Genomic DNA, 12859 nt, shown 5'->3' on the forward strand with positions numbered 1-12859 from the left:
GCGGCCTCGTCAGAGCCCGGCAGCGCGCCGCAGCTCCTCGGCCCGGTCCGTCCGCTCCCAGGTGAAGTCCGGCAGCTCCCGACCGAAGTGCCCGTAGGCCGCCGTCTGGGCGTAGATCGGCCGCAGCAGGTCGAGCTGCTCGATGATGGCCTGCGGCCGCAGATCGAACACCTCGTCGATGGCCCGCGTGATGACCTCGTCGGACACGCGCCCCGTGCCGAAGGTCTCCACGTACAGACCGACGGGGCGCGCGACACCGATCGCGTAGGCGACCTGCACCTCGAGGCGGTCGGCCAGACCAGCGGCGACCGCGTTCTTGGCGACCCAGCGGGTCGCGTACGCGCCCGACCGGTCGACCTTCGACGGGTCCTTGCCGCTGAAGGCGCCGCCGCCGTGCCGTGCGGCTCCCCCGTAGGTGTCGATGATGATCTTGCGTCCGGTGAGCCCGGCATCCCCCTTCGGGCCGCCCGTGACGAAGGGCCCCGCGGGGTTGATGTAGTAGGTGACGTCGTCGAGGTCGAGGCCGGTCGTGGCGAGGACCGGATCGATGACGTGCTCGCGGATCTGCGCCTTCAGGTCGTCCTGGGCGATGTCCGGGTTGTGCTGCGTGGACAGCACGACGGCGTCGACGGTCTTCGGGGTGAAGCCGTCATAGCCGAGGGTGACCTGCGTCTTGCCGTCGGGGCGCAGGAAGGGCAGCAGCCCGCTGCGGCGCACCTCCGTCAGCCGTTCGGCGATGCGGTGCGCGGTCCATGCGGCCATCGGCATGAGCTGCGGGGTCTCGTTGGTGGCGAACCCGAACATGATGCCCTGGTCGCCAGCGCCGAGACCGTCGAGCGGATCCACGGACGAGCCGTCGCGGTGCTCCTGGGCGTTGTCGACACCGTGGGCGATGTCGGTGGACTGCTCCCCCACCGAGACGCTGACGCCGCACGAGTCACCGTCGAAGCCGGTGTCGGAGGACGTGTAGCCGATGCCGTTTACGACCTGGCGGACGATCGTCGGGATGTCGACGTAGGCGTCCGTGCGGATCTCCCCCGCCACGTGGACGAGGCCGGTCGTGACGAGCGTCTCGACCGCGACCCGGGAGCCCGGGTCCTTCGCGAGCAGTCCATCGAGGATGCTGTCCGAGATCTGGTCGCAGATCTTGTCCGGATGCCCTTCGGTGACGGACTCGGACGTGAACAGACGCAGCGCGCTCATCGATGCTCCAGAACGGGGACGGACGGTGGGAGGGTGTGGCACCCATTCTGGACCGCGCCACCGACGTCGCGGCGGCGCGGTCGTCGAGTCACTCCGCGTGACGCAGGCGGAGCTTGTCCTCGTTGATCTCGTGCAGGGCGATGGTGAGCGGCTTGTCCTCGACCGAGGAGTCGACGAGCGGGCCCACGTTGTCGAAGAGGTTGCCCTCGTGCAGGTCGGAGTAGTAGTCGTTGATCTGACGGGCGCGCTTGGCGGCGTAGATGACGAGCTCGTACTTGGAGTCGACGCGCTCCAGCAGGTTGTCGATGGGGGGATCGATGATGCCGTTGTTGCGTCCGGCCATGGGTGGACCTCCTGATCAGGCGACGGGATTCGCCGCGAAGACGATGCTGCGGGCGCGCGACCCTTCGACGAGCTCAGGGACCGGCGTGGTGCTCGACCCTGGAATCAGGTCAGCGCGCAGAGCTTGTAGACAAGTCTACGACCTCGCGGGCGGCGGTGGCGACGTCCTCGTTCACGATGAGGTGGTCGAACTCGTTCTGCGCCGCCAACTCGACCTTCGCGGTGCGCAGCCGCCGGGCGCGTTCCTCGGCGTCCTCGGTGCCGCGGCCGACCAGCCTGTGGACCAGCTCGTCCCAGCTCGGCGGCAGGAGGAAGATCAGCGTCGCGGACGGCTCCGCATCGCGCACCTGGCGCGCGCCCTGCAGGTCGATCTCCAGCAGGACGGTCTTCCCCTCCGCCAGTGCGGCGTCGATCGGGGCGCGCGGGGTGCCGTAGCGCGAGCGGTTGTGGACCACCGCATACTCCAGCAGCTCGCCGTCGGCGACCAGGCGGTCGAACTCGGCGTCGTCCACGAAGTAGTAGTGCACACCGTCGATCTCGCCCGGGCGCGGCGGCCGGGTGGTGGCCGAGACGGACAGGTGGATCTCCGGGTTGTTCTCGCGGATGTGCGCGGCGACGGTCCCCTTACCCACCGCCGTCGGGCCGGCGAGGACGAGGAGCCGGCTGCGCGCCCCACGGGGGGTCGGAACGGGGAAGCGCTCGTCGAGCCACTCCTCCAGCACTCGGCGTTGACGCGCGCCGAGTCCGCCGAGGCGCTTGACCGGCGAGATGTGGAGCTGCTCCAGCACCCGGTCGCGCTTGCCCGCACCGATCGCGGGGAGGGCCAGGAGGAAGTCGGTGATGCGCATGGACCCCTCGACCGAGTCGGGGTCCTCCGTCGCGCGATGCAGCACGGCCTGCGGGGTGACGACGCGCATGGTGAGGTCGCGCTTGAGCGAGGCCCTGGCGCGTCGCCGCTCGACCGCTCGACGTGCGGCGGCGGCCCTGTCGACCTCGGGGACGGTCCGGCGTTCCTCAGCCACGGCTGACCTCTCGATACTGGGCGGCACGGTCGGCGATCGTCTCGGCGAGGGCCGCCGGGCCCGCGGAGAGGAGGCTGCGGCTCTCGCTCGCGATCACCGAGGCGGCCTGGGGGCCGAAGCGGCGGACGAGATCCGCGGGAGTGGCGCCCTGTGCGCCGAAGCCGGGGGCGAGGATCGGGGCGACGGGCGCGAACGGAGTCAGCCCCGCTTCCACCGCGTCCACTGTGGCACCGATGACGAAGCCGAAGCTCCCCCACTCCCCCTCGGGCGTCCCGGTGGCGTTCCGGCGCGATACCTCGGCGATCACGGCCGCGGACACGGTCTCGCCGTCCGCGGTCGTCGCGCGCTGCAGCACGGTCGCCTCGGGGTTGCTGGTCGCGGCGAGGACGAAGAGCCCCTTGCCGTGCTCCTCCGCGAGGGCGAACGCACCCTCCAGCGCACCGACGCCGAGGTACGGGTTCACCGTCAGGGCATCCGCCTCCAGCGGCGCGCCCGCGGGGAGCCAGGCCTGAGCGTAATCCGCCATCGTCGACCCGATGTCGCCGCGCTTGGCGTCGGCGATCACCAGCAGTCCGGCCGCGCGCGCGGCCGCCAGCACCTCCTCGAGGGCGGCGAACCCGGCCGCGCCGTACCGCTCGAAGAACGACACCTGCGGCTTCACGAGACCGGCGCGACCGGCGGCCGCCTCGACGGTACGGAGCCCGAACTCCCGGACTCCGGCAGCATCGGCGGTCAGCCCCCACGCCGCCAGCAGAGCGGCGTGGGGGTCGATGCCGACACAGAGCGGACCGTGCGCCTCCAGGGCGGCGCGGGCCCGCTCGCCGAAGCGTTCCGTCATACCGCGGCCATCCGGTCCTGCGCGTACTCCTGCAGGCTCTTGACCTGGAAGCCCTCGTGCGCCGCGTCCATCCCGCTCACCGCCGCACCGAGCACGGCGATGGTCGTGAAGAGCGCCTTGTCCGCAGCCACCGCGGCGGCGCGGATCTCGTAGCCGTCCGCGCGAGCGGCACCACCCGACGGGGTGTTCACGACGATGTCGATCTCCCCGTCGTTGATGAGGTCGACGATGTTCCGGGCTCCGGACTCCTGCGTCTCGCTGTACTTCTCGACCACCGTGACGGCGATGCCGTTGCGCGACAGGATCTCCGCCGTGCCCTCGGTCGCCACGATCGTGAAGCCGAGCTGCTGGAGGCGGTGCGCCGGGAGGATCACCGCACGCTTGTCGGAGTCGGCGACCGAGATGAACACGGTTCCCGACGTCGGCATGCCGCCGTAGGCCGCGGCCTGGGACTTCGCGAACGCGGTCGGGAAGTCCCGGTCGATGCCCATGACCTCGCCGGTCGAGCGCATCTCCGGGCCGAGGACCGAGTCGACGGTCTTGCCGTCGGCGGTGCGGAACCGCTTGAAGGGCAGCACGGCCTCCTTGACCGAGACCGGGGCGTCCAGCGGGACGCGCGAGCCGTCCTGCTCGGGCAGCATCCCCTCGGCGCGGAGCTCGGCGATCGTCGAGCCGGCCATGATGCGGCTCGCGGCCTTCGCCATCGGGATGCCCAGCGCCTTGGAGACGAACGGCACCGTGCGGCTGGCGCGGGGGTTGGCCTCGATGACGTAGAGCACGCCGGCGCTGATCGCGAACTGCACGTTCAGCAGGCCGCGCACGCCGACGCCCTGCGCGATGGCGAGGGTGGCCTCGCGGACGCGGTCCACGTCGCTGCGACCGAGCGAGACCGGCGGCAGCGTGCAGCTCGAGTCGCCGGAGTGGATGCCGGCTTCCTCCAGGTGTTCCATGACGCCGCCGATGAAGAGGTCGGTGCCGTCGTACAGGGCGTCCACATCGAGCTCGATCGCGTCGTCGAGGAACCGGTCGACCAGGAGCGGCTTGCCCTCCTCGATCACGACCTCGCCGGCCGTCCGCACGAAGTAGTCGCGCAGCGCATCGGTGCCGTAGACGATCTCCATGCCGCGACCGCCGAGCACGAAGCTCGGGCGCACGAGCACGGGGTAGCCGATCTCCTCGGCGATGCGCACCGCGCCCTCCACGTCGATCGCCGTGCCGTTGCGCGGCGCCAGCAGCCCGGCCTCGTCGAGCAGTCGCGAGAACAGCTCGCGCTCCTCGGCCAGGTCGATGGCCTCCGGGCTCGTCCCCAGGACCGTGTAGCCGGCCGCCTCGATGCCCTTCGCGAGCCCGAGCGGGGTCTGGCCGCCGAGCTGGCAGACGACGCCGAGGATGGTGCCGCTCGCCGCCTCCGCGTCCAGGACCTCCAGGACGTCTTCGAGCGTCAGCGGCTCGAAGTACAGCCGGTCGGACGTGTCGTAGTCGGTCGACACGGTCTCCGGGTTGCAGTTGATCATCACGGTCTCGAAGCCCGCGTCCGACAGCGCGAACGAGGCGTGCACGCAGGAGTAGTCGAACTCGACGCCCTGACCGATGCGGTTCGGGCCGGAGCCGATGATGACGACCTTGGTGCGCTCGGACGGCGCGACCTCGGTCTCGGCGTCGTAGCTCGAGTAGTGGTACGGCGTCAGCGCGGGGAACTCCCCCGCGCAGGTGTCGACCGTCTTGTAGACGGGGCGGATTCCCAGGCCGTGGCGCACGCCGCGGATCTCGGCCTCGCTCTCGCCGCGGAGCTGGGCGATCTGCGCGTCGGAGAAGCCGTGCTCCTTGGCGTAGCGCAGCGTCGCGTCGTCCAGCTCGCCGGCGGTGCGCACGACCTCGGCGACCTCGTTGATGAGGACGATCTGGTCGAGGAACCAGGGGTCGATGGCCGTGGCCTCGAACGCCTGCTCGATGGTCGCGCCCTTGCGCAGCGCCTGCTGCAGGGTGACGATCCGGCCGTCGGTCGGCGTCTTCGCGATCTCGAGCAGTTCCTCGACGCTGCGCGACTCCTCGCCCCAGTGGAAGCTGGAGCCCCGCTTCTCGAGCGACCGCAGCGCCTTCTGCAGTGCGGTGGCGTAGTTGCGGCCGATCGCCATCGCCTCGCCGACCGACTTCATGGTCGTGGTGAGCGTGGCGTCGGCGGCCGGGAACTTCTCGAACGCGAACCGCGGGACCTTGACGACGACGTAGTCGAGCGTCGGCTCGAAGCTCGCCGGGGTCACGCCGGTGATGTCGTTCGGGATCTCGTCGAGGCGGTACCCGAGGGCGAGCTTGGCCGCGAGCTTGGCGATCGGGAAGCCGGTGGCCTTCGACGCCAGGGCGCTCGACCGGGACACGCGCGGGTTCATCTCGATGACGATGATGCGCCCGTTCTCCGGGTTGACCGCGAACTGGATGTTGCAGCCACCCGTGTCCACGCCCACCGCACGGATGATGTCGATGCCGATGTCGCGGAGCTTCTGGTACTCGCGGTCGGTGAGGGTCAGCGCCGGGGCCACGGTGATCGAGTCGCCCGTGTGCACGCCGACCGGGTCGACGTTCTCGATGGAGCAGACGACGACCGTGTTGTCGGCGGTGTCGCGCATGAGCTCGAGCTCGTACTCCTTCCAGCCGAGGATCGACTCCTCCAGGAGCACCTCGGTCGTCGGCGAGTCGCGCAGGCCGGCACCGCCGATACGGCGCAGGTCCTCCTCGTCGTAGGCGAAGCCGGAGCCCAGCCCGCCCATCGTGAAGGAGGGGCGCACCACGAGCGGGTAGCCGAGCTGCTCGGCACCGGCGAGGAGGTCGTCCATGGTGTGCGCGATGACGCTCTTGGCGACGTCCGCGCCCGCTTCGAGGACGAGCTCCTTGAAGACCTGACGGTCCTCGCCCTTCTTGATGGCGTCCACCTTCGCGCCGATGAGCTCGACGTCGTACTTCTCGAGGATGCCCTGCTCGTGCAGCGCCATCGCGGCGTTCAGCGCCGTCTGACCGCCGAGCGTCGGCAGGATCGCGTCGGGCTTCTCCTTCGCGATGATCGTCTCGATCACCGCGGGGGTGATCGGCTCGATGTACGTCGCGTCGGCGAAGTCGGGGTCGGTCATGATCGTCGCCGGGTTCGAGTTGACGAGGATGACCCGGACGCCCTCCTCGCGGAGGACGCGGCACGCCTGGGTGCCGGAGTAGTCGAACTCGCAGGCCTGGCCGATGACGATCGGGCCGGAGCCGATGACGAGGACGGAGTGGATGTCGTCGCGCTTGGGCATTACTTTGCATCTCCCTGGGTGGGTCCCTGAGCGGGTCGAAGGGTCGCGATGACCATGTCGCGGAAGCGGTCGAAGAGGTAGTTGGCGTCGTGCGGTCCCGCCGCGGCCTCGGGGTGGTACTGCACCGAGAAGGCGGGGATGTCGAGGGCGCGCAGGCCCTCCACGACGTTGTCGTTGAGGCCGACGTGGCTGACCTCGACCTTGCCGTAGCCGTGCGGGCTGTCGAACGAGCCCTCCAGGGGCGCCTCGACGGCGAAGCCGTGGTTGTGCGCGGTGATCTCCACCTTGCCCGTCTGCTTGTCCAGCACCGGCTGGTTGATGCCGCGGTGGCCGAACGGCAGCTTGTACGTGCCGAGACCCAGGGCGCGGCCGAGGAGCTGGTTGCCGAAGCAGATACCGAAGAAGGGCAGCCCGTCGTCGAGGACCGCGCGCAGCAGTTCGACGTGGTCGCCCGACGCCGCGGGGTCCCCGGGGCCGTTCGAGTAGAAGACGGCGACAGGCTCGATCGCCCGGATCTCGTCGATGCTCACGTCCTGCGGGAGGACGTGCACGTCGAAGCCGCGGGCGGCGAGGTTGTCGATCGTGGCCTGCTTCACACCCAGGTCGAGCACGGCGAGGTTGCCGATGCGCTCCCCCACCGCCGGGGTCACGGTCGCGTTCTCGACGGACACCTGGGCAGAGAGGTTGAGGCCGGTCATCTCCGGAGCCTCGCGGACGATGCGCAGCTGCTCCTCCGGGTCGAGCTCCGCGTCCGCACCCGAGAAGATGCCGCCGCGCATGGAGCCGGCGGAGCGGATGTGACGGGTGACCGCACGCGTGTCGATGCCACTGATGCCGACGATGCCGTCCTCGACGAGGACCTCGTCGAGGGACGCGGTCGCACGCCAGTTCGAGACGACGCGCGAGGGGTCGCGCACGATGTAGCCGGCGACCCAGATGCGGCGGGATTCGGTGTCCTCGTCGTTCATGCCGGTGTTGCCGATGTGCGGGGCCGTCTGCAGGACGATCTGTCCGGCGTAGGACGGGTCGGTGATGGTCTCCTGGTATCCCGACATGCCGGTGGCGAACACGACCTCGCCGAGGGTGCGTCCGCGCGCGCCGTAGGCGCGTCCGCGGTGTCGGGTGCCGTCCTCGAGCACGAGGACGGCGGGATCGGGGAGGCGGGCCGCGGAGGCCTGCGGGGAGGAAGTCGAGAGGGTCATGACGTGGCTCCTGTGTCAGGGGCGGCGGGGATGAGCCGCTGCAGGTCGGAGATGAGGGTCGGGAGGTCGCCGCCGGTGAGGCGCACATAGCTGTCGACGACGGTCGCGTCGTCGACGTGCCACGCGATGCGCACGAGCCCGCCGGGCTCCACGACGCGATCGATGGTGACGGTCGCGCGGTCGACGGAGACCAGGCGGTCGGCGGCGAGGAAGACGGTGGGGGCACCGTCCAGGGCCAGCGCGATGCCGCGGTCGGTCACGGCCAGCTCGCCGCGTGCACGGAACGCCAGCGGGGTGATCGCGAGCCGTTCGAGGGGCTGCTCGTGCCGAGTGGTGGACACGTAGAGCACCTCGTCGCGGCGCGTCACCTCCGCGTGCTCCGGCACCCCGAGCGGGGCCGTGTACGCGGCATCGCGCCGCACTCGTCGTCGCCAGGCGAACAGCATCGACAGCAGGATGAGCAGCGCGACGGCGATGATGATCGCGACCGCGAGGTCCCGTGCGCTCATGCGCCGAGCTCCTCGACGACGGTGCCGCCGTCGACCGTGAGGACGCCGCCGTGCACCGTGTACTCCACGCGCCCGGGCAGTGCGCGGCCCAGGTAGGGCGAGTTCACGCTGCGCCCGTGCAGGTCCGCGGCGGTGAACACACCGTCGACCGCGGGGTCGTACAGCGTGATGTGCGCGGGCTGCCCGGCTGCGAGCGGCGTGCCGTGGCCGGAGAGCCGGCCGATGCGGGCGGGCGTCGAGCTCATGACGCGGGCGACGTCGGCCCAGCCGAGCAGACCGGTCTGCACCATCGACTGGTGCACGACGCGCAGGGCGCTCTCCAGACCGACCATGCCGTTCGCGGCGGCCTGCCACTCGCACGCCTTGTGCTCGCTGGGGTGCGGTGCGTGGTCGGTCGCGACGATGTCGATCGTGCCGTCGGCGAGACCCTCCCGAACCGCGAGGACGTCCTCCTCGCGGCGCAGCGGCGGGTTGACCTTGAACCGCGCGTCGTAGCCGCGGACGAGTTCGTCGGTGAGCAGCAGGTGGTGCGGCGTGACCTCCGCCGTGACGTCGACGCCTCGCTTCTTGGCCCAGCGGATGATGTCGACCGAGCCGGCCGTCGAGAGATGACACACGTGCAGCCGCGAGCCGACGTGCTCGGCGAGGAGCACGTCACGGGCGATGATCGATTCCTCGGCGACCGCCGGCCACCCGGCCAGCCCGAGCTCGGCCGAGACGGTGCCCTCGTTCATCTGGGCGCCCTCGGTGAGCCGCGGGTCCTGCGCATGCTGGGCGATGACGCCGTCGAAGGACTTCACGTACTCCAGAGCCCGGCGCATGATCAGCGGGTCCCAGACGCAGAAGCCGTCGTCGCTGAAGACCCGCACCTGGGCACGCGAGGTGGCCATGGCGCCGAGTTCCGCGAGGCGCTCGCCCTTCTGGCCCACGGTGACGGCGCCGATCGGCTGCACGGTCGCGTAACCGGCCGCCTCGCCGAGGGCGAGCTCCTGCTCGACCACGCCCGCCGTGTCGGCGACCGGGGAGGTGTTCGGCATCGCGAACACGGCGGTGAACCCGCCGGCGGCGGCCGCTCTGGTGCCGGTGAGGATCGTCTCGGAGGCTTCGAACCCGGGTTCGCGCAGATGGGTGTGCAGATCGACGAGACCCGGCAGCGCGACCAGGCCCGCGGCGTCGATCACGCGCGCGCCGGTGCGGGTGAGCCCCGTCCCGACCTCGGCGATCACGCCGTCCTCGATGATGATGTCGGCGCTCGTCGCGCCGAGCAGCTGTGCACCGGTGATGACGAGGGTCTCGCTCACAGGTCTCCCCCTCGTTCGTCGTCTCGTTCCCCTGCCAGCAGCAGGTACAGCACCGCCATGCGCACGGAGACCCCGTTCGACACCTGTTCCAGCACCGTCGAACGGGGGGAATCGGCAGCTTCGGAGGAGATCTCCAGTCCCCGGTTCATGGGTCCGGGGTGCAGGACAATGCTACCGCCCGGCAGAGCCGCCACGCGCCGTGCGTCCAGGCCCCACCGGCGCGAATACTCCCGCTCAGTCGGGAAATACGCCGCGTTCATCCGCTCGAGCTGGATGCGCAGCATCATCACGGCGTCGGGCCCCTCCGCGAGGGCTTCGTCCAGGTCGTAGACCACGCGGACCGGCCACAAGGACACGTTCTGCGGAACCAGGGTCGGCGGCGAGACGAGCGTGACCTCGGCGCCGAGCGTCGTGAGCAGCCAGACGTTGGAGCGCGCCACCCGCGAGTGCAGCACGTCGCCGACGATCGTCACTCGGAGACCGGACAGATCGCGTCCGCGGCTGTCCACTCCGAACCGGCGCTTGCGGATGGTGAAGGCGTCGAGGAGTGCCTGGGTGGGATGCTCGTGCGTACCGTCGCCGGCGTTCACGACCCCGGCGGAGATCCAGCCGCTCGTGGCCAGGGTCTGCGGGGCGCCGGAGCCGGGGTGCCGCACGACGACCGCGTCGGCGCCGATGGCCTCGAGCGTCTGCGCGGTGTCCTTCAGGCTCTCGCCCTTGGAGACGCTGGAGCCCTTCGCGGCGAAGTTGATGACGTCGGCGGACAGGCGCTTCGCCGCGGCCTCGAAGGAGATGCGGGTGCGCGTGGAGTCCTCGAAGAAGAGGTTCACGACCGTCTTGCCACGGAGCGTGGGGAGCTTCTTGACTTCGCGGGACTGCGTGTCAGCCATGTCCTCGGCGACGTCGAGGATGCGCAGGGCGGTGGCTCTGTCGAGCGTGCGGGTGTCGAGGAGGTGCCTCATTCGCCGATCGTCACCTCCTCGGCGCCGTCGTTCTCGAACAGGCGCACGTTGACGCGCTCGGTGCGCGCGGAGGGGATGTTCTTGCCCACGAAGTCCGGGCGGATGGGAAGCTCCCGGTGTCCGCGGTCGATGAGGATCGCGAGCCGCACGACGGCGGGACGGCCGATCGACTGCAGGGCGTCGAGCGCGGCGCGGATGCTCCGGCCGGAGAACAGGACGTCGTCGACGAGGACGACCGTCTTCCCGTCGATGCCGCCCGGGGGGATCTCCGTCGGCTGCGGCGACCGCGTCGGGTGCTTGGCGAGGTCGTCGCGGAAGAGCGTCACGTCGAGGGAGCCGACCGGGACGGAGACCTGGGCGATCTCGCTGATCAGGGCGGCGAGCCGGTGACCCAGCGTGACACCGCGGGTCGGGATGCCCAGCAGGACGAGGCCGTCGGCCCCGCGATTGGACTCGAGGATCTCGTGCGCGATCCGGGTCAGCGCTCGTGAGATGTCGGCTTGGTGCAGCACAGTGCGCACACTCATCAGCCGCTCCCTTCTCCGCCTCACAGGACGGTGTTAAAGGTTGCTAGTGCCCCCAGTCTATCGGACCCGCGATGGTCCCCCCGGTCAGCTCGCCTCGCGGAGCACGGGATCCGTCACGTCGTCGATTTTCGAGGAACGGATCGGGTGGCCGCTCGTGGAGAGGCAGCGCCCGGTCTTCAGGTCCCACTTCCAGTCGTGCATGCTGCACGTCAGGATGCCGTCCTCGTCGACCTTCCCCGTCTTGGTGAGGTCGGCACGAAGGTGCGGGCAGCGGCGCTGGACGACCCAGTCGCCGATCTCCGCATCCTCGGTCTGGTCGGTCTGCTCCTGGTACCAGTTCTCGACGTACTCGATCCGGTCGACCGAGAGGCACTTGAGGAAGGTGGTGAGGAACTCGTTGAACTTGCCGCTGCGCCCGACCGAGAACTGCATCGACAGGAAGATCGAGTTCGACCAGTCGATCTCGTGGTCGCGGATGTTCGTCGACACGAGGTCGGCCGGGATCGTGTACCAGTACACGCACTCCTCGCCCGCGTACTCGCGGACCTTGGCGCGCGGGAAGTCGACCACCATGTCCAGCTCCCCGATCCGGAAGCGGACGTGCCCGCCGACACCGAGGCGGATGGTGCGCGACTTCTTCAGCAGCGGCTCCCACCACTCCTTGATCGCCGCCAACATCTCGTCGGGCGGGATGGTCTCGGCGCGAGACGCCTCCTCGTCGCGGATCTCCTGCTGGCGGGTCGCGCGCTGCTCCTCCAGGTACTCCCACTTCTCGTCGAAGATGTGGGCGAGCTCGGCCTCGGTGTAGAGCGTCTGCTCGGTGGTCACCGCACCGCCGTCGATCGTGACGAGCGTGCCGGGGACGAAGAGCTGCCCGTCGTACTTCGGCGCCAGCTCCTTCATGTGCGCGATGAACTGCTTCTGGTCCGTGAAGATGGACTCGCCGTTGCGGCCCATCCCGTTGAAGTCGAAGAGGTCGTCGCGGAGGAACATGGGCGGCCCTGCCATCGGGAAGACGTGCGGCGCGTCGACCTTCTCGATGTAGTACATCGCCCGCTTGTTCTGCGCCTCGCGCTTGAGACGGGCGAAGTTCTGCTTGGCGTCCAGAGGCAGGTCGTAGACCATGGGCCACCAGATCGCTCCGGAGACCTGGGTGAAGTAGGCGTCGGGCTTCCCGAAGTGCAGCAGCTTGTCGAGATCGAGCGGGTGCGAGTCGTTCTGGTTCAGCATCGACCCCGTGCCGTCGTCCACGCTGAGCGACGAATCGCCGATCGGGCCGTCGCTCGGAGCGCGCAGCGGGGTGATCATCATCTTGAGCGCCCCGCGCTCGATGATCTCGCCGGCGGGCGCGTAGGTGATGTTCGTGTAGCCGAGCGCCCGGATGTCCTGCTCCAGGTCGTCGATCGGGTACTCCGGGAGGAGCACCTCGATGTCCTTGCGGATGTACCGCTCCAGCAGCGCCGGGTCGAAGTGGTCGCGGTGCCGGTGCGAGATGTAGAGGAAGTCGGCTTCCCGTCCGTACCGCTCCCAGTCGAGCGCGCGGTTGTCCGGGAACGGGAACCAGGACCCGAAGAAGGACGGGCCGAGCACCGGGTCGCAGATGATGTTGCCGCCCACCGTCTCGATGAACATGCCGGCGTGGCCGAGTCCCGTGATCCGCATTGCATTC

Annotated in this window: 11 protein-coding genes; all 11 read right to left on the reverse strand. The window is 69.9% G+C overall.

Annotated features, from left to right (window positions below):
• Nucleotides 1–9 precede the first annotated feature (9 nt).
• The 11 genes from metK to AC3B5L_RS08780 all read right to left on the reverse strand — a co-directional run bounded on the left by metK (nt 10) and on the right by AC3B5L_RS08780 (nt 12852).
• Nucleotides 10–1203 carry a methionine adenosyltransferase gene (gene metK / locus AC3B5L_RS08730; protein ID WP_071328627.1) on the reverse strand — a complete coding sequence of 398 codons (1194 nt, stop codon included), beginning with the start codon at nt 1201–1203 and terminating at the stop codon, nt 10–12.
• A gap of 88 nt (nt 1204–1291) precedes the next feature.
• Nucleotides 1292–1546: a DNA-directed RNA polymerase subunit omega gene (gene rpoZ, locus AC3B5L_RS08735; protein WP_025103490.1), complete on the reverse strand. Its 255-nt coding sequence runs from the start codon at nt 1544–1546 to the stop codon at nt 1292–1294.
• 109 nt (nt 1547–1655) lie between these two features.
• The gene (gene gmk / locus AC3B5L_RS08740; protein WP_259954489.1) at nt 1656–2567 is read right to left on the reverse strand and encodes a guanylate kinase; all 912 of its coding nucleotides are present in this window, start codon (nt 2565–2567) and stop codon (nt 1656–1658) included.
• Complete coding sequence (gene pyrF / locus AC3B5L_RS08745; protein WP_259954490.1) at nt 2560–3405, reverse strand: orotidine-5'-phosphate decarboxylase; 846 nt, start codon at nt 3403–3405, stop codon at nt 2560–2562. Before pyrF ends, gmk begins: the two co-directional genes overlap by 8 nt.
• Nucleotides 3402–6689, reverse strand: coding sequence for a carbamoyl-phosphate synthase large subunit (gene carB / locus AC3B5L_RS08750; RefSeq protein ID WP_259954491.1), 3288 nt, complete (start codon nt 6687–6689; stop codon nt 3402–3404). Before carB ends, pyrF begins: the two co-directional genes overlap by 4 nt.
• Nucleotides 6689–7891, reverse strand: coding sequence for a glutamine-hydrolyzing carbamoyl-phosphate synthase small subunit (gene carA, locus AC3B5L_RS08755; protein WP_187661501.1), 1203 nt, complete (start codon nt 7889–7891; stop codon nt 6689–6691). Before carA ends, carB begins: the two co-directional genes overlap by 1 nt.
• Nucleotides 7888–8400, reverse strand: coding sequence for a PH-like domain-containing protein (locus tag AC3B5L_RS08760; RefSeq protein WP_187661502.1), 513 nt, complete (start codon nt 8398–8400; stop codon nt 7888–7890). The genes carA and AC3B5L_RS08760 overlap by 4 nt, the downstream gene beginning before the upstream one ends.
• Nucleotides 8397–9701, reverse strand: coding sequence for a dihydroorotase (locus tag AC3B5L_RS08765; protein WP_259954494.1), 1305 nt, complete (start codon nt 9699–9701; stop codon nt 8397–8399). The genes AC3B5L_RS08760 and AC3B5L_RS08765 overlap by 4 nt, the downstream gene beginning before the upstream one ends.
• Nucleotides 9698–10663, reverse strand: a complete 966-nt coding sequence (locus tag AC3B5L_RS08770; RefSeq protein WP_060922161.1) for an aspartate carbamoyltransferase catalytic subunit — start codon at nt 10661–10663, stop codon at nt 9698–9700. Before AC3B5L_RS08770 ends, AC3B5L_RS08765 begins: the two co-directional genes overlap by 4 nt.
• Nucleotides 10660–11190, reverse strand: a complete 531-nt coding sequence (pyrR, locus tag AC3B5L_RS08775; RefSeq protein WP_259954496.1) for a bifunctional pyr operon transcriptional regulator/uracil phosphoribosyltransferase PyrR — start codon at nt 11188–11190, stop codon at nt 10660–10662. The genes AC3B5L_RS08770 and pyrR overlap by 4 nt, the downstream gene beginning before the upstream one ends.
• An 84-nt stretch (nt 11191–11274) precedes the next feature.
• A complete protein-coding gene (locus AC3B5L_RS08780; RefSeq protein WP_259954498.1) occupies nt 11275–12852 on the reverse strand; it encodes a Rieske 2Fe-2S domain-containing protein in 1578 nt (525 codons plus the stop codon).
• Nucleotides 12853–12859: the final 7 nt, after the last annotated feature.

The sequence above is a fragment of the Microbacterium sp. C-MGS6 genome (assembly GCF_058140415.1).

What these genes read in the sequence shown, in the direction of transcription:
- AC3B5L_RS08760 (WP_187661502.1), bottom strand. Translation starts at nt 8,400, where the DNA reads ATGAGCGCACGGGACCTCGCGGTCGCGATCATCATCGCCGTCGCGCTG.
- AC3B5L_RS08770 (WP_060922161.1), bottom strand. Translation starts at nt 10,663, where the DNA reads ATGAGGCACCTCCTCGACACCCGCACGCTCGACAGAGCCACCGCCCTG.
- rpoZ (WP_025103490.1), bottom strand. Translation starts at nt 1,546, where the DNA reads ATGGCCGGACGCAACAACGGCATCATCGATCCCCCCATCGACAACCTG.
- metK (WP_071328627.1), bottom strand. Translation starts at nt 1,203, where the DNA reads ATGAGCGCGCTGCGTCTGTTCACGTCCGAGTCCGTCACCGAAGGGCAT.
- carB (WP_259954491.1), bottom strand. Translation starts at nt 6,689, where the DNA reads ATGCCCAAGCGCGACGACATCCACTCCGTCCTCGTCATCGGCTCCGGC.
- pyrR (WP_259954496.1), bottom strand. Translation starts at nt 11,190, where the DNA reads ATGAGTGTGCGCACTGTGCTGCACCAAGCCGACATCTCACGAGCGCTG.
- carA (WP_187661501.1), bottom strand. Translation starts at nt 7,891, where the DNA reads ATGACCCTCTCGACTTCCTCCCCGCAGGCCTCCGCGGCCCGCCTCCCC.
- pyrF (WP_259954490.1), bottom strand. Translation starts at nt 3,405, where the DNA reads ATGACGGAACGCTTCGGCGAGCGGGCCCGCGCCGCCCTGGAGGCGCAC.
- AC3B5L_RS08780 (WP_259954498.1), bottom strand. Translation starts at nt 12,852, where the DNA reads ATGCGGATCACGGGACTCGGCCACGCCGGCATGTTCATCGAGACGGTG.